Source organism: Bacillus sp. EU52, assembly GCF_037964975.1.
Classification (GTDB): Bacteria; Bacillota; Bacilli; order Bacillales; family Bacillaceae; genus Bacillus; species Bacillus subtilis.
This window is the reverse complement of the sequence record NZ_CP150177.1, coordinates 1621267-1641245: the sequence shown is the minus strand read 5'-3', so window position 1 is coordinate 1641245 and position 19979 is coordinate 1621267. Positions and strand designations below refer to the sequence as shown.

Here is a 19979-nt window from a genome sequence, read left to right as displayed (position 1 = left end):
TAAATAATCCTCCTAAACATTCCTCATATTAAATTTTTCACAATATAAATTGACTTAAATCTTTGTTTTTGGCTATCGTTCCGAGCTTTTCTTCGACATACTGTGGTGTAATCGTTATTTTCTCCATCGTTACATCTGGAGCTTCAAACGACAAATCTTCTAATAGGCGTTCAAGTATTGTATGAAGGCGTCTCGCACCGATATTATCTGTGTCCTGGTTCACATGATAAGCAACTTCAGCAATCTTATGAATAGCTTCGTCAGAAAATTCAAGAGATATACCTTCTGTCTGCAATAATGCCTGATATTGTTTCAGCAGCGCATTATCCGGCTCAACCAAAATTCTCACGAAGTCGTCTACCGTGAGTTTGTTCAGTTCTACACGAATCGGGAAACGCCCCTGCAGCTCAGGAATCAAATCAGACGGTTTGGCCATATGAAACGCTCCTGCTGCAATAAATAATACATGGTCTGTTTTTACAGAACCATATTTTGTGACAACGGTAGAACCTTCAACAATCGGAAGGATATCCCGCTGAACGCCTTCTCTTGAAACATCGGCAGAAGAAGATGCACCGCCGTTCTTTGCGATTTTATCAATCTCATCGATAAAGATAATCCCGCTCTCTTCTGCTCTCTGAACAGCTTCCTGGCCGACTTCATCCATATCGATGAGTTTGCTTGCTTCTTCATTCGTCAGGACTTTTCTGGCTTCTCTGACTGTCATTTTGCGCCGTTTCTTTTTCTTTGGCATTAATCCGCTCAGCGCATCCTGCATGTTCATACCCATCTGCTCCATACCCGAGCCCTGCAGCATGTCAAACATAGAAGGCTGCTGCTCTTCGACTTCTACTGTTACATAGTAGTCTTCGAGCTCTCCTAAAGCCAGCTGATGTGCCATTCGTTTTCTTTTTTCTTCGATGTTTGCTTCTTCCTGGCTCTCCGCCTCATCTTCACCATTCGGCTGGCTGCCTCCAAAAAACATTTCAAACGGATTTTTAACGCCAGATTGTTTTTTCTTCCCAGGAACTAACAGACGAACAATGCGTTTGTTTGCATTTTCTTCTGCCTGTTCCTTTACTTCATTCATTTTCTCTTCTTTTATAAGCCGAACAGAAGTCTCCACAAGATCTCTGACCATTGATTCAACATCTCTGCCTACATAGCCGACTTCGGTAAATTTAGTAGCTTCAATTTTGATAAATGGCGCACCTGAAAGCTTAGCGATTCGTCTGGCAATTTCAGTTTTCCCGACGCCGGTAGGACCCATCATTAAAATGTTTTTCGGAACGACCTCGTCCTTCAGCTTTTCATCCAGAAGACTTCTTCTATAGCGGTTTCTTAATGCCACGGCGACAGCTTTTTTCGCATTTTGCTGACCGACAATATATAGGTCTAACCGATCTACAATCTGTCTAGGAGTTAACGGTTTTTTTTCCATGCGCCTCAAGTCCTTTCTATTCAAGCTCTTCCAGTATGATTTGATCGTTCGTGTAAACACAAATTTCGCCTGCTGTTTCTAACGCGGCTCTGGCAATCTCACTTGCAGACATGCTTTCCCCGGCATGCTTTTTCAGTGCTCTTCCCGCTGCCAAAGCGTAATTGCCTCCTGATCCAATCGCGAGAATGCCGTCATCTGGTTCGATCACCTCGCCTGTTCCCGATACGAGAAGCAAAGTATCCTGATTCATAACAATCAGCATGGCTTCGAGCTTTCTTAGCACTTTATCACTGCGCCATTCCTTCGCAAGCTCAACAGCCGCCCGTTTTAAGTTGCCGTTATATTCTTCAAGCTTAGCTTCAAACTTTTCGAATAAAGTGAAAGCGTCTGCAACAGATCCCGCAAAGCCAGCAAGAACTTTGCCGTTAAACAGTTTTCTCACTTTCCGTGCCGTGTGTTTCATGACAACAGCCTGACCAAATGTTACTTGGCCGTCTCCGGACATAGCGCTTCGTCCTTTATGCTGTACGGCAAATATTGTGGTCGCATGAAAAGATGACATAAAGGGCCTCCTTTAATTTTTCTTAAATGCTCTTGGATGGTGAGACATATATGTGTTTCTCAACATTTCCTTCGAAACGTGCGTGTATATCTGTGTAGAAGACAGATTGGAATGCCCGAGCAGTTCTTGAACGCTTCTCAAATCCGCTCCTTCATTTAACAGATGCGTGGCGAACGTATGTCGAAGCATATGCGGATGGATATGTAAAGTGCTTGACGCTTTTTGAACAAGCCCGCTTAAAATATGTCTGATGCCACGGGCTGTAAGCGGTCCGCCTCTTTGATTTACGAATAATAGATCATGAGGTTCTTTTGCCTTCATCAGCAAGCACTGTCTTCCGCTATTCATGTATACCTTCAACGCTTCGCGGGCATAAGACCCAAAGGGGATATAGCGCTGCTTCTTGCCTTTACCGTGAACAAGCACAGTGTCCATAAATAAATCAACGTCGTTAATAGTTATGGAACAGCATTCACTGACCCTCATTCCGGTGGCATAGAGCAGCTCTAACAGCGCTTGATCCCTCATTCCGGCCGGCTGGCTTATATCTGAAACTTCAAACAGCTCCTCAAGCTCTTTTTGATATAGAAACTTCGGTATCCGTTTCTCCTGTTTTGGCAGATGAACAAGCTGAAACGGATTTTCTTCAATAAGCTTTTCCCGCATCAGAAACTTATAAAAGCTTCTTAATGCAGATATCTTTTTGCTTATTGTTCTTCTCGATAAACCTTTTTCATAGGCTTCTGTCAAAAAAATCCTAGTATCTTGATATGCAGCTTCTTCAAATCCATTTATACCTTGAACGCGCAGGAAAGTCTCGAATTCTTCAATTGAATCCACATAATTCACAATAGTATATTGTGAATAATTTTTTTCAATTTGTAAATATTCAACGAATAATTTTACGAAATTCTTAACATTCTCCATGCCTAATACCTCCCCAGGAAGGGCTTTTAAATGGTATCACAAATCGCGCTCAGGTTGCAATCAATACCTATATTGTTTTCGAAATTGTTTGAATTGTTTCAATCGCACGGTTCGCGTATTGTTCATTTCGTTCTTTTTTATTTTTAATTTTAACTGACAATTCTTTTAAAAGCCCAAAGTTTGCATTCATCGGCTGGAAGTTCTTCTGGTTTGTTGTTGTAATATAATGTGCCATACTGCCAATTGCGGTTTCCTGAGGGAAGATCACAAGCTCTTCTCCCAATACAAGCTTCGCCGCATTAATGCCTGCTACAAGTCCTGAGGCAGCTGATTCCACATATCCTTCTACTCCCGTCATTTGGCCTGCAAAGAACAGATCACTGCGGTTTTTAAATTGATAAGTCGGCTTTAACAGGCTTGGAGAGTTAATAAATGTGTTTCTGTGCATCACGCCATATCTGACGATTTCTACATTTTCAAGTCCTGGAATCAACTTGAGAACTTCCTTTTGGTCTCCCCATTTTAAATGAGTCTGGAATCCTACAATATTATAAAGTGTTCCCGCAGCATCATCCTGTCTGAGCTGAACGACGGCATAAGGGCGTTTTCCTGTAACAGGATGCTCTAGACCAACCGGTTTCATCGGACCGAAAAGCATTGTTTTCTTACCCCGTTTTGCCATAACTTCAATCGGCATGCAGCCTTCAAAGAAAATCTCTTTTTCAAATTCTTTTAACGGCACTGTTTCTGCTGATGTTAATGCTTCATGAAAACGGTCAAACTCTTCTTCTGTCATCGGGCAGTTCAAATATGCTGCTTCACCTTTATCATAACGGGATTTCAGGTACACTTTATCCATATCAAGGCTGTCTTTTTCTACAATTGGCGCCGCTGCGTCATAAAAATATAAATAGTCCTCTCCAGTCAGCTCCTTCAGCTGGGCAGACAGCGATTCAGATGTTAACGGACCCGTTGCGATGATAGTAGGGCCTTCAGGAATTTCAGTCACTTCTTCATTAATAACGGTTACGTTTGGATGATTTTTCACCCGATTTGTCACACTTGCGGCAAATTCATGACGGTCTACTGCAAGAGCGCCCCCGGCAGGCACCGAACATTCGTCAGCCGCAGCGATAATGGCTGAATCAAGCGCACGCATTTCTTCCTTTAATACACCGACAGCGTTAGCAAGCGTATTAGAGCGAAGAGAGTTGCTGCAGACAAGCTCAGCAAATTTATCTGTATGGTGCGCAGGCGTTTGTTTAACTGGCCGCATTTCATACAATTTGACTTGAATCCCACGTTTGGCAAGCTGCCATGCTGCTTCACTTCCTGCGAGTCCGGCTCCGATTACATTCACTGTTTGTTGGTTCATCTTTCACATCTCCTAGTTTATTATTCAAGGCCTTCTTTTAACACACAAAGAAGGTGAGCAAGACCCTGCTCACCGCTACTTCTGTGGTTCTTCCTTATAATCGCATTCCACGCATTGGACTTGTATGCCTTTTTTGAGTTTTTTCTCGACGAGCATTTTTTCACATTTCGGGCATTTTCGTTCAATTGGTTTGTCCCATGATACGAATTCACAGTCCGGATAACGGTCACAGCCGTAAAATACCCGTTTCTTTTTCGATTTTCGCTCAACAATGTTTCCTTCTCCGCAGCTCGGGCACTTCACACCGATTTGTTTCACAATCGGTTTCGTGTTCCGGCAGTCAGGGAAGTTGGAGCAAGCTAAGAATTTACCGTACCGTCCCATTTTATATACCATTGGAGAACTGCACAATTCACAATCTTCTCCAGCATACTCTGGTTCAATCTCAACTTCCTTCATTTCCGATTCGGCTTTTTTCACGCGTTTTTCAAAATCGGTGTAGAAATTATCGATAATCTTGACCCATTCGGTATTTCCTTCTTCAACATGATCAAGATCTCTCTCCATTTTAGCTGTAAACTCAACGTTAATGATCTCAGGGAAAAACTCCATGATCAAGTCAAGAACGATCTGACCTAATTCAGTCGGAACGAAACGTTTATTATCCAATGCCACGTAGCCGCGCCGCTGAATAGTATCAAGTGTCGGAGCATATGTGGATGGACGGCCGATACCGCGTTCTTCAAGGGTTTTAACAAGCCGGGCCTCAGTATATCGCGGAGGCGGCTGGGTAAAATGCTGCTCAGGTTCTATATCTTTTGATAATACCGTGTCGCCTTCTTGTAAGTCAGGCAGCATCCGGTCTTTTTCTTCCATTTGGTCGTCTTTTCCTTCAACATACACCTTCATAAACCCGGAAAACTTGACTTTACTTCCATTTGCACGAAATGTCAAACCGTTGTTTGTCAGGTCGACACTCATTGTATCGAGAACAGCCGGTGCCATTTGGCTGGCAACAAAACGCTCCCAAATTAATTTATACAGTCTCATTTGGTCTCTGCCGAGGACTGCTTTTAATTCACTTGGTTTTCTAAGAACTGATGTCGGCCGAATTGCTTCGTGGGCATCCTGGGCATTTTCATTCTTTTTCGCAGGCTTCCGTTTTCCGCCTAGGAACTCTTTTCCATAAGTCTGATCAATAAATGCAGCTGCTTCATCAACAGCCGTATTTGAAATACGGGTTGAATCCGTTCTCATATACGTGATCAGACCAACCGTTCCTTCTCTTCCTAAATCAATTCCTTCATATAATTGCTGTGCAATCATCATCGTTTTCTTCGCTCTGAAATTGAGCTTGCGAGCCGCTTCCTGCTGCAGGGTAGAAGTGGTAAAAGGCAAAGCGGGATTACGTTTGCGTTCCTTTTTGGTTACTTTTTCAACTGTATATTGATTCCCTTTGAGCTGAGAAAGAATCTCTTTTACATCAGCTTCACTATTTAAAGGAAGTTTTTTGCCGTTTTTCCCGAAAAAGCTCGCTTCAAAGGTTTCTTGACCTTTTAAGAACGTACCGTCAATTGTCCAATATTCCTCAGGCTTAAAGTCGTTAATCTCTTTTTCACGGTCAATAATCAAACGGAGGGCAACGGATTGCACGCGTCCTGCGCTAAGCCCTTTTTTGACTTTTTTCCATAAGATTGGACTGATTTTATATCCGACAAGCCTGTCTAAAATACGTCTCGCTTGCTGTGCATCCACTAAATCCATATTGATCATGCGGGGATGCTTAAACGATTCCTTAATAGCGTCTTTTGTAATTTCGTTAAACACCACACGGCAGTCTGAGTTGAGATCTAAATCAAGACTGTGTGCCAAATGCCATGCAATCGCTTCCCCTTCTCTGTCGGGGTCGGCTGCGAGATACACTTTTTTGGCTTTTTTCGCAGCCGTTTTCAGCTCTTTTAATACCGGGCCTTTACCTCGAATGGTAATATATTTCGGTTCAAAATTCTGTTCTATGTCAACTCCCATTTGACTTTTTGGAAGATCCCGGACATGTCCCATTGATGCTTTTACTTTATATTTTTTACCTAAGTAACGTTCAATCGTTTTCGCCTTAGCGGGCGATTCCACGATGACTAGATAATCAGACATTTTCATCCCCCTCAAGAGGTGTTCTCTCTCTTTTCAAGATATTTCAATTTTATTTTTGCAGCTGTCTTTATTTGGCTTTCAACATTTCATTCTTTATCATGAACGTCATTAATTAAATAGAAAACAATATGCAACTTTAAATCCTCACTATTATTAAATATTACAATACCGTTTGTCAAACGATAATTCAAAAGGGTTCCGTATATTGAACGTTTCTCTCAGGAAGTTCCTCGAAAATATCCTCTGCTGACCATATGGCTTTAGCCCCCTGCTGGATCAGTTTTATAGGACCTCCGGCGTAAGGGTCAAACAATGAACCGGGTACGGCAAATACCTCTCTCCCTTGTTCCAATGCTTGATAGGCAGTAATCAGCGAACCGCTTTTTTCTTTGCCCTGAACGACAATAACGCCTTCACTTAGTCCGCTGATAATACGGTTTCTCATAGGGAAATGCCATTTTTGGGGTTTAGTTTCAGGTGGGTGCTCTGACAGCAGGATATGGTGTTTAGCCATGTGATCTGCTAACTGAAGGTTTTCTCGGGGATAAATGTGTTGAAATCCGCCTGCAATGACGCCAATTGTCCGCCCCTTCGCCTTAATACTTGCAGCATGGGACATTCCGTCTATCCCAGACGCCAGTCCGCTGACAATCACCCAACCTTTACGACAGATCTCTTTTGTAAGATGATTGACAACTTGTTTCCCATAAGCTGTTGGATTTCTTGTCCCTACAATTCCAATTTTTCTCCCTTTCGAAAGAAGAGTCATATCACCTTTTGCAAACAGTACGGCGGGGGGATCATAAATGCTTTTAAGCCAGAAAGGATATTGCTTTGAAGAAATAGGGATGGTGTTAATGCCTTGCTCACGATAAGCAGCAAGTACACGCGGGAGCTTTGGATAAAATTGTTCTATTTCGTTTTTTAATGCAGCTGCTTTTATTTGATCACGAGTAACCGTTTGTAACACGGGTGATGTCAGCGACATAGACGGCTCGGCTTTCCACCATTTTAATAGAAGGGATGGGGATAATAATTGATTGATTCTGCAAATCGTTAGGCAGGCAGCGGCCTGATCCAATATATTGACCTCCTTTTGTTAGAAAAAGCAGGAACAGCCTTGACGGCTGTCCCTTTTTTATTAATGCGTTTTACAAGTTTCGAACAAGTTCTTCTCTTTCAGCACCTTGATTAAGGTTTCACCCATGACAGAAGGTGTCTCTGCAACTTCGATTCCGCATGCATTAAGGGTTTTGATTTTTTCATCAGCTGTCCCTTTTCCGCCGGAAATAATGGCGCCTGCATGCCCCATGCGCTTCCCAGGAGGTGCTGTTTTACCGCCGATAAAACCGACTACCGGTTTTGTCATGTTGGCTTTTACCCACTCTGCCGCTTCCTCTTCGGCCGTACCGCCGATTTCGCCAATCATGATGACTGCGTGTGTGTCAGGATCTTCGTTAAACGCTTTTAAAACGTCAATAAAGTTTGTTCCATTTACAGGGTCGCCGCCGATTCCAACAGCTGTAGATTGCCCTACACCCGCTTCTGAGAGCTGGTGCACCGCTTCGTATGTTAATGTTCCTGAACGTGATACAACGCCTACATGACCCTTTTTATGGATGTATCCGGGCATAATGCCGATTTTACATTCTTCAGGCGTAATGACACCAGGACAGTTCGGCCCTATCAGTCTCGTTTTCTTGCCTTCCATGAAGCGTTTGACCTTCACCATATCCAAAACCGGGATATGTTCTGTGATACAAATCACGAGATCAAGCTCCGCATCTACCGCTTCCATAATCGCATCAGCTGCAAACGGTGCGGGCACATATATAACAGACGCGTTAGCGCCGGTCGTTTGAACTGCTTCAGCCACTGTATTAAATACAGGAACACCTTCCGCTTCTGTTCCGCCTTTTCCAGGTGTTACACCGCCAACGATATTTGTGCCGTATTCAAGCATCTGCTTCGTATGAAATAAAGCGGTAGAACCTGTAATCCCTTGCACAATAACTCTTGTATCTTTATTAATGAAAACACTCATTATTTGGTCCCCTGCCTTTCATTCTTTCTTAAACTAAGGATACGATTTTCTGCGCGCCGTCAGCCATTGATTCCGCAGATGTAATGTTTAATCCTGATTCACTAAGGATTTTCTTCCCTAGATCCACGTTTGTGCCTTCAAGACGGACGACAAGCGGCAATGTCAAACCAACTTGTCTAGTCGCTTCAACAACCCCTTCTGCGATGACATCACATTTCATAATGCCGCCGAAAATGTTGACAAAAATCCCTTTAACGTTTTGATCAGAAAGAATGATTTTAAATGCTTCCGTGACTTTTTCCGCGGTTGCACCGCCGCCCACATCAAGGAAGTTGGCCGGTTCTCCTCCATAATGCTTGATAATATCCATCGTAGACATTGCAAGCCCCGCGCCGTTTACCATACAGCCGATATTTCCATCAAGGGAAATGTAGCTTAGATCATATTTGGACGCTTCAATTTCTTTCGGATCTTCTTCATCCAAATCTCTGTATTCCATAATGTCCTTTTGTCGGTACAACGCATTGCTGTCAAAATTCAATTTTGCATCAAGCGCCATCACATTTCCGTCGCCGGTAACAACAAGCGGATTGATTTCGGCGATTGAGCAGTCTTTCTCAACAAACGCTTTATATAGTCCAAGCATAAATTTAGCAGCTTTTCCCACGAGCTCTTTTGGAATATTAATAGCGAATGCAATTTCTCTGGCTTGATAGCCTTGAAGGCCAACAGCCGGATCAATGACAGCTTTTTTGATTTTTTCCGGTGTTTTCTCCGCAACCTCTTCAATTTCCGTTCCGCCTTCTTCAGAAGCCATCAAAACGATTCTTGAAGTGGCGCGGTCAAGCACTAGACCGATGTAATATTCTTTTTTAATATCGCAGCCTTCTTCAATAAGTAAGCGTTTTATTACTTGGCCGTCCGGACCCGTCTGATGTGTAACTAGGGTCTTCCCTAATAGTTCTTCGGCATACGCTTTTACTTCGTCTAATGATTTTGCTATTTTTACCCCACCAGCTTTGCCTCGACCGCCAGCATGAATTTGAGCCTTTACGACATAAACCGAGCTGGATAAGCTCTTTGCACTCTCAACTGCTTCTTCTGCTGTAAAAGCCACTTTACCTTCAGGAACAGATACCCCATATTTTCTGAGGACTTCTTTTCCCTGGTACTCATGGATATTCATTTCCCATCCTCCTAACTTATGTAACAAAACTAAAATAGACTGCGCTTTCATTCTATAATATTACTGGAAGAATTGTCTACAGTTCGATGCAAAATCTTTTAATCCTTCTAAACATTCAAACTTTTACTTTATTAAAAACATAAATTTCAAAGGAGGATGGGGAATATTTTAGCTATTTTTTGTTTTTTACGCTTTCGTCCAATTTGTAAATGAATGAAAAAATCTCGGCTACCGTTTCATAAAGAGCTTCAGGAATTTGATCATCTACCGTCAAATGGCGCATTAATTCGACAAGAGTCCGATCTTCTTGAATCGGGACCCCTGCTTTTTTTGCTTCTTTGATAATGTTGTCAGCTACATGGCCCTTTCCTGTGGCAATCACTCTCGGCGCCTTGTCTTTTTGTTCGTCATAATGGAGAGCAACAGCTTTTCTGATCGGTGTCTGCTCTTTCATATTTTCACATCCACTTCCTGATCACTGATACTTGTTATATATTGATCGATTGAAGCCTTTTCTTCGGTGTGAACCCTTTTTTTAGCGTTTACCCCTGAAAGGCTGTACCCCATTTCCTTTAGCCCCTGTTTAAGCGCGGGCACCATCGGATCGATCGCAGCCTGCAGCTCGAAATCAGTCTCTATTGTAATGGTCATGACTTTTTGCTGTACCAAGCAATCAACGACGGTTTCTTTTAGTGTATCAAGCTGCAGCAAAAACAAAAGGCGGCAATGGGAAGGATCAAGCTTTCCATCCGCTTCTTTCTTTCCTTTAAACAGAACAGTCATGTCCTGAACCCCTGACTTCGAAAACATCGGAAATGACATTACAATTTGGCTGTATGATGGATGCTCCTGCTGCATGAAAAGCTGGCCATTTAATTTATGAAAAAGCTGATTGGCTTCTTGTTTGACTGGTTCGGCTACCTCATGCGATGCTCTTAAGGCAGAAAGAGCCAGCTTGATGGATTGCATTTCGCCAGATGTGACTGCGCTTCCTTGTTCAAACGCTTTAATGAACGCAACTTCGTCCCTTGCGCCGATTGCCGTTTTCACTTTGGATAAGAAAGAAAGAACATCTGCCTTATCCGCCAAATGGGGTGCTGTCTGCTGAACAGCCTTTAAAAAGACTTCGGCTTCCTGGTCTGTGACTTGTGCCGCTTGTAAAACAGCTGAAGCTGCAAGTGACTTACTATCACCCGATGAAGCAGCCGCTTTAATCCAATTTGCTGCTTCTTTCACAATTTGGAGACTGTTTTTTTCAGCAGATTCCGTCAGCTTCACCAGCAGCTGGCGGGCTTCTTTAATTGGAATGTCTGCTGCTGTTTTAACAGGCTCTTCTTGTATGCTTCCCTGTTCTGCTGTGTGATTTGCAATCGGCAGGCTGGCTTTTCCGGGGGAGCCAGCTGGTGTGCTAAGCTCCCTGCTTCCAGCTGTATTCGTCGGAGAAGGTGCTTTCGTATTGTCGGTTAAAGAAATAAGCTTATCAATCAGCCGTTCTGCATGGACATCGATTTCACTATTTAAAAGCACCGTAATTGCTTCCTTTAGCTTTGACATCATTTGGCTCTGCTGAGGGTTTTGGTCGATTGCCTGTAGCAGCTGGGATACGTGCTGATGCAACGGAACAGGCGATTTCACAGCGTGAACACCATTCAAAATCTCGGAGTGAATGGGAAGATCACGCTTTAAAGCGAAGAGAACCGTTTCAACTGCTTTTTTTGTGTCTTGCGAAGGCAGCGTGTCCATCCAGCGGACAGCTGTTTTGATATCATTTTCTGTTACGGGTGTTTTGCTCTTCAGCATCGCTCCTGTCATCATGAGAGCTGCGTTTGACGTCTTCACTGACATGGCATTTAAAAGCTTGCCAGCTGCATCCTGAATGGTTTTAGGATTTTGATCAAAGCTTTGAACGACCTGAAGACGGCCTGTTTGCTCTGCCGTTTTTTTTTCGTAGGAAAACCAATAGTATGCCTGAGGACGAAGCTGGGTTTCAAGTTTTCCCTGAACAGTTTGATTGCCGACTTGGATCAGGGCATGCTGATCTCCTAGTAAACGAAGCACTTTTCCTAAGAGGAGACGCTTCTCCCCGTTTAGCGCTTCGTTTACTTTTGATGTTTCCTGCGGGACGGCTGTACGCCCGAAAAGGTGCCGCAGCGCCTTTTGCACATCATTTCGTATGTTCATTTTAAAAAGGTGCCTCCTTGTCCATGGTGATTTATCTGAAAGATTGAACAGGAGCGAAAGTTTTGCGGTGCAATTCAGTTGGGCCGTATGCAGCGAGAGCTTCCAAATGTTCTTTTGTCCCATAGCCTTTATTTTTTTCAAAGCCGTACATGGGATACGTTTCGGCATAAGCGCTCATCATTCGGTCCCTCGTCACTTTTGCGATACACGCACCTGCCGCAATAGACACGCTTTTGGCATCGCCTTTTATAATTGACGCCTGAGCCGTGTCGAGCGGAAGTGTCATTGCGTCAACAAGCAAATAATCAGGTGTATCCGACAAATCCTGTATCGCTCTCACCATTGCCATTTTTGAAGCTTCATATATATTGATCTCATCAATCACAGTAGCTTCTACAATTCCTATCCCGACCGCCAGTGCTTCCTTCATAATAAGCTCGTAATATTCCTCGCGTTTTTTCTCTGAAAGCTTTTTGGAGTCTGTCAGCCCAAGTATTTCACATTCCTCTGGAAGGATGACTGCGCTGGCGACAACTGGTCCTGCCAATGGCCCCCGGCCGACCTCGTCAACACCTGCAATCAAGCGAAATCCTTTGTTTCTTGCCAGCCTTTCATAGGAAGTCATATTCACCCATTGTTCTTTCAGCGCTTTTTCTTTCGCTTGCTTTTTAAGCCATTGCTCTACAAGCGTTTGAACGCTTTTTCTCGGGTCGTTTACGCATTGGGCAATAAATGGGTCTTGTGCATCCTTCACTTCCTGCAAACGGTCTTTAATGTCCTTTACGGTTAATGTATTCACTTTCTCTTCTCCCTTACTGTATGTATCGGTTCAGCCAAGAAAAAATAAAGACCCGCATTTCTGCGCGCCTTTACATCGTCGGCTGTTCAAATGACAGCCTGCCGAACTTTTCAGTGCGAATATCGCGAATGATGACTTCAGTCGTCTTATCATAGTTAATGAGCCCACCGCTCATGAGACAGCCCCGCTTTTCACCTATTGCATCAAACAGCTCGGCAATGTCCTCTGGGATCTCCTCAAGGCCATAACGCTCCTTGAGCCGTTCTGGGTAATGTTCTTCGAGAAAACGAAGACCAAACACGGCCACGTCCTGCAAATTGATAATCGAGTCTTTAATAGCCCCGGTGACTGCCAGTCTCAAACCGACAAGCTCATCCTCAAATTTAGGCCACAAAATTCCCGGTGTATCTAATAGCTCTAATTCTTTCCCAACTTTGACCCACTGTTGAGAGGTTGTAATACCAGGTCTGTCTCCCGTTTTTGCTATGTTTTTCTTTGCAAGCCGGTTGATGAGTGTTGATTTTCCGACGTTTGGAATACCGATAATCAAAGCACGAATCGCTCTCGGCTTCACACCTTTCGCACGCATCCGGTCAAATTTTTCTTGGAGGATCTCTTTTGATGCAGGCACAATTTGATTTAACCCTTGTCCATTTACAGAATTAATAGACAGAGAGCGGATCCCCTGCTTCTCAAAGTGCTCTTTCCACTGCTGTGTAACTGCCGCATCTGCTTTGTCAGCCTTGTTTAACAGCATAATTCGCGGCTTGTTTTTTAGAATATCTTCAATCATTGGGTTTCTTGATGACATTGGAATTCTGGCATCTACCAATTCATATACGATATCGATTAATTTTAATTTTTCGGTTACTTCCCTTCTTGCTTTTGCCATATGGCCCGGGAACCATTGAATTGTCATGTGACACGAACACCGCCTTTATCTTCAGTATGCATGATTCATTGTTGTCCTTTATGTATTTTACGATGCCTGTCCGGCATTTTCAAATTCTGTATAAAAAAAGAGCTTGTTACAGGTAACAAGCTCTTTTCGTTCGTTATCATTATCGTCTGATCTCTTTAATACGAGCCGCTTTTCCGCGAAGTTCACGCAGGTAGTAAAGTTTAGCACGGCGTACTTTACCGTAACGTACAACTTCGATTTTCGCGATTTTTGGTGTGTGTACTGGGAAAGTACGTTCAACGCCAACACCGTAAGAAATCTTACGAACTGTGAACGTTTCGCTGATTCCACCACCACGACGCTTAATCACAACACCTTCAAAGATCTGGATACGCTCACGGTTACCCTCAACAACTTTAACGTGTACACGTAAAGTGTCACCAGGACGGAACGCAGGAAGATCAGTACGAAGCTGTTCTTTTGTGATATCTTCAATTAGTTTTTGCATCGTTTTCAACTCCTTCCAACAGATGCTCTTGGCCACAAAAACCGGCACAGCGGAACATCGTTTTCAAGCTTGCAGCGGATAAGCCCGCTTAAGCCACAAGTAGTATCTTATCACAATTTCATAGCCTATGCAATAAAATCTATTCTTTTTCCCATTCAGAAATCCACTTTCTTTGCTGCTCTGTAAGCGGGTAGTCTTTCAACAGATCCGGACGTCTTAGGTAGGTCCTTCTGATCGATTCTTTATTCCGCCATTCTTCAATTTTTGCATGGTTTCCTGACAAGAGTGTTTCAGGCACTTTTAAACCTTTGTAATCTGCCGGTCTTGTATAATGCGGGTGCTCTAAAAGTCCGGTGCTGAAGGAATCCTCAATATGGGAAGCCTCTTTACCCAGTACACCCGGAAGCAGTCTGACCACACTGTCTGCGATCATCATTGCAGGGAGCTCACCGCCCGTCAGAACAAAGTCGCCAATTGATATTTCATCCGTTACCAAGTGCTCGCGAATGCGTTCATCATAGCCTTCATAATGGCCGCAAATGAACAGCAAATGCTCTTCCTTTGCTAATTGCTCGGCTTTTTTTTGGGTAAAACGCTCACCTTGCGGGCATACGAGGATAATACGCGGAGCAGCGGCTGCCTTTGATGTCAGGTCCTCGACCGCGTCAAAAACAGGCTGGGGCTTGAGAACCATGCCTGCCCCGCCGCCATAAGGATAATCATCAACAGTATTGTGCTTGTTATCAGAGTACTCTCGGAAATTTACGACTTGAAACTGCACCGCATCTTTTTCCTGGGCTTTTTGAAGAATCGATGAGCCGAGCACGCCTTCAAACATTTCGGGAAACAGCGTCAAAAAGTCGATTTTCATTCGTCTATTAACCCTTCCATGAGTTCAATCTCAATTTTCTTTTCCTTGACATCGATATGTTTGACCACTGATTCAATGTAAGGAATGAGTGCGTCTTTTTTTCCTTTTCGTCCGATGACCCAAACGTCATTGGCTCCAGGCGTCAAAATTTCTTTGACCTTTCCGATGAGTTCGCCTTCTTCAGTAAATACTTCACACCCAATAATTTCGTGGAAATAAAATTCACCCTCATTCAGCTCTCCTAATTCTTCTTCAGGAACTTTAATGATTGCGTTTTTCAGCTCTTCTACTTCATTTAGATTTTGTCTTTCTTTAAACTGCAGGAGATGAAATTGCTTATGCAGTCTATGTGTGTTTACCGTTACCTCCACTGGTTCGTTACGGCCGTCCATAAACAAATACAGCGTGTTTCCCGGCTTGTATCGTTCTTCGGCAAAATCTGTTTTTGAAATCACCCGCACTTCGCCTTTGATTCCGTGGGTATTTACGATTTTGCCTACATTAAACCATCGCTTTGTCATATGATCACCTCTGGCGAATTTCAATTACTTTTCCGTCTTTTATGACGATGGTGTTCGCTGCTGTTTTCTCATGCCAGTCATCCCCGGCTTCAATCGTCAGCAGCGCATCGACTTCCTTTTCTTTCAACTCACTGCCAAGCGGCAATGTATGTACTTGAGCAATTTGAAAATCGATGATTTTCATATCATCTTTTCGCTTTTCTATTGCCTTTTTAAATTGTTCAATCATATCAGGGTTTTGCTGTTCTTTCTCATGTTTTCTAAGCTGAAAATAGAGCTGGCTGCATTCTCGTTCAAGCATTTGTTTCTTCTCGGCAAAAGAAGCTAAAAGCTTTTCTTTACTGCGCTCGGTTAAGACTTGCATAACGGCTACACGGTGAATAATTTGCATCGCACCAAGCTCCCCGCTTTTAAAACTTTTACTCGCCCAGGCTTTTCTATTTTGCCTAAGCTTCTATCAGTTTACCCTTTTTTTGCGTGTAAAAAAAGGGGAGGTGCCGGCCCTCTCCCTTTTAGTCAAATATTTCAAATTGAACTTTCTTAGAAGACTGTGCGCCAGCTGCAAATACAGCTGTTCGAATCGCTTTTGCAGTCCGGCCTTGCTTTCCGATAACTTTACCGGTATCTGACTTATGGACAGATAAGCGCAGCGCAATCTTTTGATCGGTTTCTTCTCTTATGACGCGAATGTCATCTGGATGATCAACAAGCGGCGTCACAATGTGGACAATCAAATCTTCCAAGTGTTGATCAGTCATTACTTGCCTTGTTTAGCGTTGTGGAATTTTTCCATGATTCCTTGGCTAGAGAACAAGTTGCGAACTGTATCAGATGGTTTCGCTCCAGTTTGAAGCCATTTAAGAGCAAGCTCTTCGTCAATTTTTACTTCCGCTGGTTTTGCAACCGGGTTGTAAGTTCCGACTGTTTCGATGAAACGGCCGTCACGTGGTGAACGAGAATCTGCTACAACAATACGATAGAAAGGAGATTTTTTTGCTCCCATACGTTTTAAACGAATTTTTACTGCCATTTTACTAGCACCTCCGAAAATATTTCAACAAGATAGTATATTAACAATGATAAAAGTGTTTGTAAAGTGTTTTTTCTTAACAACGGTTTTATCATGTATAACCGATTACATAAAAGGTAGCTTAAACCCTTTTTTCTTGCCTTTTGACATGTTTGTCATCTGCTTCATCATTTTTTTCATTTCATCAAACTGCTTAAGCAGACGGTTGACTTCCTGTACGGATGTCCCGCTTCCTTTTGCAATCCGCTTCCGCCGGCTGGCATTGATAATATCCGGCTGTTCTTTTTCAAGAACAGTCATTGATTTGATGATTGCTTCCACATGATTCAGCTGTTTTTCATCAACTTGGATGTTTTTCAGGCCTTTCATTTTACCTGCACCCGGCATCATTTGCAGAAGCTCATCAAGCGGCCCCATGTTTCTGACTTGCCCGAGCTGCTCCAGAAAATCGTCCAATGTGAAGCTCATCGTTCTCATTTTTTGTTCCAGCTCTTTGGCTTTGTCTTCATCAACGCTGGCCTGTGCTTTTTCAATCAATGTCAGCACGTCGCCCATGCCGAGAATCCTTGATGCCATGCGTTCAGGGTGGAACGGCTCTAACGCATCAAGCTTTTCGCCCAAACCTGCGAACTTAATTGGCGTGTTTGTGACAGCGCGAATAGAAAGCGCAGCCCCACCGCGTGTGTCTCCATCCAGCTTAGTTAACACAACACCGGTTAAACCGAGCTGTTCATTAAAGCTTTTGGCAACATTCACAGCGTCCTGACCGGTCATTGAATCGACAACCAGGAAAATTTCTTCCGGATCCGCGATTTCTTTGACGTTGGTCAGTTCATCCATCAGTTCATGGTCGATATGCAAGCGGCCTGCCGTATCCAAAATGACATAGTCATAATGTTCTTCCTTGGCTTTCTCAATAGCCTGTTTAGCTATTTCTACAGGACTGACCTGATCGCCAAGAGAGAAAACAGGCATATCCAGCTGTTTGCCGAGTGTTTCCAGCTGCTTAATTGCGGCTGGGCGGTAAATATCGGCAGCAACCAGCATCGGTTTGCGATTATGCTTTTTGCGCAGCAGATTCGCAAGCTTACCGCTTGTTGTCGTTTTACCGGCACCTTGGAGACCGACCATCATAATAACAGTCGGCGGCCTTTTTGCGACGGCGATTTTGCTCTCTTCGCCGCCCATCAGCTCAGTCAGTTCCTCTTTAACAACTTTAATGACCTGCTGGCCGGGCGTCAGACTTTTCATGACGTCTTGGCCTACAGCGCGTTCACTTACTTTTTTGACAAAATCTTTGACTACTTTAAAGTTAACGTCAGCCTCAAGCAGCGCAAGACGAACCTCACGCATCATATCTTTTACATCTTGTTCGCTGACTTTCCCTTTTCCGCGGATTTTAGAAATCGTCTGCTGCAGTCGGTCGGCTAATCCTTCAAATGCCATAGTTTGCCGCCTCCTAATCTAATTTCTCAAGCGCTTCAATCAGAGCTGTAATTTCTTCCTCTTCTTTTGAACCGGAAGCAAGCTCCTTCAGCTTATTAAACATCTCTTTACGCTCCTGAAACTTTTTCAAAAGGAGCAGCTTTTCTTCATATTGTTCAAGCATCGCTTCTGTTCGTTTGATGTTATCATAAACAGCTTGTCTTGAAACCTCATATTCTTCGGCTATTTCGCCTAGGGAGAAATCGTCCAAATAATAAAGCGACATATAGCTCTTCTGTTTTGACGTCAACAACGACTGATAAAAATCAAACAGATAATTCATTCTCGTTGTCTTTTCGAGTGACATTTGAGCTCTCCCCTTTGTTAAGTCAAATCCCTTTACGATAACTTAGTTTACACGGTTTTATTGACACTGTCAAGTTTTTATCTTGTCAAAGCGACGATTAACCTTTTCCAAAATAAGCTAAATATCATCCAATTTATTCCGATATTGTATATGAACCCTATTTTAAGGAGGATTTTTATGAAAAAAATCGGTTTATTGTTTATGTTGTGTCTGGCAGCCCTGTTTACAATAGGTTTCCCGGCACAGCAAGCAGACGCTGCTGAGGCACCTTATAAGGCCTCAATCACAAATATCAGCACAGATGGAGGGGTATACGGTAAAATCAATTACGGACAAGGTCAATATTGGCGAGTCAAGTACAATATTACAGTAAGCGGCAAATTACTCGACCAAAACGGACAGCCAGTGCCAAACGCGCCCGTAAGATTTGAAGCAGACACGAAGGTCGGAAACACAACACAAACTGCTTCAGGAACGACTGATGCAAACGGAACATTTGAAGTTCCAATGTATTTGGGGCCAGCTGCTGGTTACTATACGTATTACACATCTGTTTCCGTTCATTACTATGACATCATCCCATTCAGAGTTTTTTCTGGTGAGTCAAGACTGGTTTCCACTGATAACAGCCTTTATCATTTCGCCTATCAAGTAAGAAGATAAAAAAGAAAAGGCCCCAAGATGTTGGGGCCTTTTTCTTAATCGTCGGCTTTTTCCACTAAATCTGAAAAGAGTCCGTACACATAGGATTCTGGATCAAATTCCTGAAGATCATCAACTTTTTCTCCTAAACCGACTAGTTTAACCGGGATGTGAAGCTCGTTGCGAATCGCAAGGACGATACCGCCCTTTGCCGTACCGTCAAGCTTCGTTAAGGCAATGCCGGTAACATTTGTTGCTTTAGAGAACTCTTTTGCCTGAGCCATTGCATTTTGGCCGGTCGTGGCATCAAGGGCAAGCAGCACCTCATGCGGAGCTTCAGGAACTTCTCTTTCGATAACACGTTTTACTTTTTCAAGCTCTTTCATGAGATTTACTTTGTTTTGGAGACGACCTGCCGTATCACAAATTAATACATCGGCATTTCTTGCTTTCGCAGCATGAACAGCATCGTAGATGACAGCTGCCGGATCGCTTCCGGCCGTCTGCTTAATGACAGGCACTCCTGTACGCTCTCCCCATACTTCCAGCTGTTCAATGGCTCCCGCTCTGAAAGTGTCTCCGGCGGCAAGTACGACAGATTTTCCTTCTTGTTTCATTTTATGAGCAAGCTTTCCGATCGTTGTTGTTTTCCCGACACCGTTTACACCTACCAGAAGGATTACGTTTAAACGCCCATCCTGGATGTTCAGTTCTGAAATTTGCTCATCTCCGCTGTTATAAATCTCGACCAGTTTCTCAGAAATCACTGACTGGACTTCCTTTGGATCTTGAATATTTCTGCGTTTGACTTCTTTTTTCAGCTCATCTATTAATTCCATAACGGTTGTAAAACCGACATCCGCGCTGATAAGAACCTCTTCAAGCTCTTCGAAGAAATCCTCATCCACTTTACGGTAACGGGATACAAGATCATTCACTTTGTTTTGAAAGGAGTTTCTTGTTTTTTCAAGGCCATCCTTAAACTTTTCAGATACGGAATCTGTCTGTTTTGTGATTTTCTCTTTTAATTTTTTAAAAAAGCTCATCT

Annotated in this window: 22 protein-coding genes; 1 reads left to right on the top strand and 21 read right to left on the bottom strand. The window is 43.3% G+C overall.

The features are described 5' to 3' along the window. Positions 1 to 37: 37 nt before the first annotated feature. From hslU to NSU05_RS08455, 20 genes are all read right to left on the bottom strand, one after another. Entirely contained in the window at positions 38 to 1441 is a 1404-nt protein-coding gene (gene hslU / locus NSU05_RS08550; protein ID WP_038428952.1) for an HslU--HslV peptidase ATPase subunit, read from the bottom strand. A gap of 16 nt (positions 1442 to 1457) precedes the next feature. Further along, a complete protein-coding gene (clpQ, locus tag NSU05_RS08545; protein WP_003238555.1) occupies positions 1458 to 2003 on the bottom strand; it encodes an ATP-dependent protease subunit ClpQ in 546 nt (181 codons plus the stop codon). A gap of 12 nt (positions 2004 to 2015) precedes the next feature. Beyond that, the gene (xerC, locus tag NSU05_RS08540) at positions 2016 to 2930 is read right to left on the bottom strand and encodes a tyrosine recombinase XerC (protein WP_003231988.1); all 915 of its coding nucleotides are present in this window, start codon (positions 2928 to 2930) and stop codon (positions 2016 to 2018) included. A gap of 67 nt (positions 2931 to 2997) precedes the next feature. Further along, a complete protein-coding gene (gene trmFO / locus NSU05_RS08535; RefSeq protein WP_038428951.1) occupies positions 2998 to 4305 on the bottom strand; it encodes an FADH(2)-oxidizing methylenetetrahydrofolate--tRNA-(uracil(54)-C(5))-methyltransferase TrmFO in 1308 nt (435 codons plus the stop codon). 75 nt (positions 4306 to 4380) lie between these two features. After that, complete coding sequence (gene topA / locus NSU05_RS08530; RefSeq protein ID WP_038428950.1) at positions 4381 to 6456, bottom strand: type I DNA topoisomerase; 2076 nt, start codon at positions 6454 to 6456, stop codon at positions 4381 to 4383. Between the two features lie 187 nt (positions 6457 to 6643). After that, positions 6644 to 7537, bottom strand: coding sequence for a DNA-processing protein DprA (dprA, locus tag NSU05_RS08525; protein ID WP_038428949.1), 894 nt, complete (start codon positions 7535 to 7537; stop codon positions 6644 to 6646). A gap of 60 nt (positions 7538 to 7597) precedes the next feature. Continuing rightward, on the bottom strand, positions 7598 to 8500 hold the full coding sequence (sucD, locus tag NSU05_RS08520; protein WP_003238566.1) for a succinate--CoA ligase subunit alpha: 903 nt from the start codon (positions 8498 to 8500) through the stop codon (positions 7598 to 7600). Between the two features lie 28 nt (positions 8501 to 8528). After that, positions 8529 to 9686 (bottom strand): ADP-forming succinate--CoA ligase subunit beta, encoded by a 1158-nt coding sequence (sucC, locus tag NSU05_RS08515; protein WP_003244732.1) that lies wholly within the window; start codon positions 9684 to 9686, stop codon positions 8529 to 8531. 172 nt (positions 9687 to 9858) lie between these two features. Next, the gene (locus NSU05_RS08510; protein WP_003232001.1) at positions 9859 to 10140 is read right to left on the bottom strand and encodes a FlhB-like flagellar biosynthesis protein; all 282 of its coding nucleotides are present in this window, start codon (positions 10138 to 10140) and stop codon (positions 9859 to 9861) included. Next, positions 10137 to 11867 (bottom strand): hypothetical protein, encoded by a 1731-nt coding sequence (locus NSU05_RS08505; RefSeq protein ID WP_038428947.1) that lies wholly within the window; start codon positions 11865 to 11867, stop codon positions 10137 to 10139. The genes NSU05_RS08510 and NSU05_RS08505 overlap by 4 nt, the downstream gene beginning before the upstream one ends. A gap of 31 nt (positions 11868 to 11898) precedes the next feature. Continuing rightward, positions 11899 to 12666, bottom strand: coding sequence for a ribonuclease HII (gene rnhB / locus NSU05_RS08500; protein ID WP_038428946.1), 768 nt, complete (start codon positions 12664 to 12666; stop codon positions 11899 to 11901). A gap of 70 nt (positions 12667 to 12736) precedes the next feature. Beyond that, positions 12737 to 13585: a ribosome biogenesis GTPase YlqF gene (ylqF, locus tag NSU05_RS08495; protein ID WP_021479300.1), complete on the bottom strand. Its 849-nt coding sequence runs from the start codon at positions 13583 to 13585 to the stop codon at positions 12737 to 12739. A 142-nt stretch (positions 13586 to 13727) separates the two neighbouring features. Next, positions 13728 to 14075 carry a 50S ribosomal protein L19 gene (gene rplS / locus NSU05_RS08490; RefSeq protein WP_003220825.1) on the bottom strand — a complete coding sequence of 116 codons (348 nt, stop codon included), beginning with the start codon at positions 14073 to 14075 and terminating at the stop codon, positions 13728 to 13730. A gap of 139 nt (positions 14076 to 14214) precedes the next feature. After that, entirely contained in the window at positions 14215 to 14946 is a 732-nt protein-coding gene (gene trmD, locus NSU05_RS08485; RefSeq protein ID WP_003232011.1) for a tRNA (guanosine(37)-N1)-methyltransferase TrmD, read from the bottom strand. Beyond that, entirely contained in the window at positions 14943 to 15467 is a 525-nt protein-coding gene (gene rimM / locus NSU05_RS08480; RefSeq protein WP_024572420.1) for a ribosome maturation factor RimM, read from the bottom strand. The genes trmD and rimM overlap by 4 nt, the downstream gene beginning before the upstream one ends. Before the next feature lie 4 nt (positions 15468 to 15471). Beyond that, positions 15472 to 15858 (bottom strand): YlqD family protein, encoded by a 387-nt coding sequence (locus NSU05_RS08475; RefSeq protein WP_015715875.1) that lies wholly within the window; start codon positions 15856 to 15858, stop codon positions 15472 to 15474. A 121-nt stretch (positions 15859 to 15979) separates the two neighbouring features. Next, positions 15980 to 16225: a KH domain-containing protein gene (locus tag NSU05_RS08470; RefSeq protein WP_014476792.1), complete on the bottom strand. Its 246-nt coding sequence runs from the start codon at positions 16223 to 16225 to the stop codon at positions 15980 to 15982. Next, positions 16225 to 16497 carry a 30S ribosomal protein S16 gene (rpsP, locus tag NSU05_RS08465; RefSeq protein ID WP_003220815.1) on the bottom strand — a complete coding sequence of 91 codons (273 nt, stop codon included), beginning with the start codon at positions 16495 to 16497 and terminating at the stop codon, positions 16225 to 16227. Before rpsP ends, NSU05_RS08470 begins: the two co-directional genes overlap by 1 nt. A gap of 105 nt (positions 16498 to 16602) precedes the next feature. Continuing rightward, a complete protein-coding gene (gene ffh / locus NSU05_RS08460; protein WP_038428945.1) occupies positions 16603 to 17943 on the bottom strand; it encodes a signal recognition particle protein in 1341 nt (446 codons plus the stop codon). A 13-nt stretch (positions 17944 to 17956) separates the two neighbouring features. Further along, on the bottom strand, positions 17957 to 18289 hold the full coding sequence (locus tag NSU05_RS08455; RefSeq protein ID WP_003238590.1) for a putative DNA-binding protein: 333 nt from the start codon (positions 18287 to 18289) through the stop codon (positions 17957 to 17959). A gap of 177 nt (positions 18290 to 18466) precedes the next feature. On the opposite strand from NSU05_RS08455, the gene NSU05_RS08450 reads away from it, so the two are divergent. Next, entirely contained in the window at positions 18467 to 18952 is a 486-nt protein-coding gene (locus tag NSU05_RS08450) for an Ig-like domain-containing protein (protein WP_003245834.1), read from the top strand. A gap of 35 nt (positions 18953 to 18987) precedes the next feature. Here NSU05_RS08450 and ftsY read toward each other — a convergent pair whose 3' ends face one another. Continuing rightward, positions 18988 to 19977 (bottom strand): signal recognition particle-docking protein FtsY, encoded by a 990-nt coding sequence (gene ftsY / locus NSU05_RS08445; RefSeq protein WP_003232026.1) that lies wholly within the window; start codon positions 19975 to 19977, stop codon positions 18988 to 18990. Between the last annotated feature and the right edge of the window lie 2 nt (positions 19978 to 19979).

What these genes read in the sequence shown, in the direction of transcription:
- topA (WP_038428950.1), bottom strand. Translation starts at nt 6,456, where the DNA reads ATGTCTGATTATCTAGTCATCGTGGAATCGCCCGCTAAGGCGAAAACG.
- NSU05_RS08510 (WP_003232001.1), bottom strand. Translation starts at nt 10,140, where the DNA reads ATGAAAGAGCAGACACCGATCAGAAAAGCTGTTGCTCTCCATTATGAC.
- NSU05_RS08505 (WP_038428947.1), bottom strand. Translation starts at nt 11,867, where the DNA reads ATGAACATACGAAATGATGTGCAAAAGGCGCTGCGGCACCTTTTCGGG.
- rimM (WP_024572420.1), bottom strand. Translation starts at nt 15,467, where the DNA reads ATGACAAAGCGATGGTTTAATGTAGGCAAAATCGTAAATACCCACGGA.
- NSU05_RS08455 (WP_003238590.1), bottom strand. Translation starts at nt 18,289, where the DNA reads ATGTCACTCGAAAAGACAACGAGAATGAATTATCTGTTTGATTTTTAT.
- trmD (WP_003232011.1), bottom strand. Translation starts at nt 14,946, where the DNA reads ATGAAAATCGACTTTTTGACGCTGTTTCCCGAAATGTTTGAAGGCGTG.
- sucD (WP_003238566.1), bottom strand. Translation starts at nt 8,500, where the DNA reads ATGAGTGTTTTCATTAATAAAGATACAAGAGTTATTGTGCAAGGGATT.
- NSU05_RS08450 (WP_003245834.1), top strand. Translation starts at nt 18,467, where the DNA reads ATGAAAAAAATCGGTTTATTGTTTATGTTGTGTCTGGCAGCCCTGTTT.
- ylqF (WP_021479300.1), bottom strand. Translation starts at nt 13,585, where the DNA reads ATGACAATTCAATGGTTCCCGGGCCATATGGCAAAAGCAAGAAGGGAA.
- rpsP (WP_003220815.1), bottom strand. Translation starts at nt 16,497, where the DNA reads ATGGCAGTAAAAATTCGTTTAAAACGTATGGGAGCAAAAAAATCTCCT.
- hslU (WP_038428952.1), bottom strand. Translation starts at nt 1,441, where the DNA reads ATGGAAAAAAAACCGTTAACTCCTAGACAGATTGTAGATCGGTTAGAC.
- rplS (WP_003220825.1), bottom strand. Translation starts at nt 14,075, where the DNA reads ATGCAAAAACTAATTGAAGATATCACAAAAGAACAGCTTCGTACTGAT.
- trmFO (WP_038428951.1), bottom strand. Translation starts at nt 4,305, where the DNA reads ATGAACCAACAAACAGTGAATGTAATCGGAGCCGGACTCGCAGGAAGT.
- NSU05_RS08470 (WP_014476792.1), bottom strand. Translation starts at nt 16,225, where the DNA reads ATGACTGATCAACACTTGGAAGATTTGATTGTCCACATTGTGACGCCG.
- ftsY (WP_003232026.1), bottom strand. Translation starts at nt 19,977, where the DNA reads ATGAGCTTTTTTAAAAAATTAAAAGAGAAAATCACAAAACAGACAGAT.
- xerC (WP_003231988.1), bottom strand. Translation starts at nt 2,930, where the DNA reads ATGGAGAATGTTAAGAATTTCGTAAAATTATTCGTTGAATATTTACAA.
- NSU05_RS08475 (WP_015715875.1), bottom strand. Translation starts at nt 15,858, where the DNA reads ATGCAAATTATTCACCGTGTAGCCGTTATGCAAGTCTTAACCGAGCGC.
- sucC (WP_003244732.1), bottom strand. Translation starts at nt 9,686, where the DNA reads ATGAATATCCATGAGTACCAGGGAAAAGAAGTCCTCAGAAAATATGGG.
- clpQ (WP_003238555.1), bottom strand. Translation starts at nt 2,003, where the DNA reads ATGTCATCTTTTCATGCGACCACAATATTTGCCGTACAGCATAAAGGA.
- ffh (WP_038428945.1), bottom strand. Translation starts at nt 17,943, where the DNA reads ATGGCATTTGAAGGATTAGCCGACCGACTGCAGCAGACGATTTCTAAA.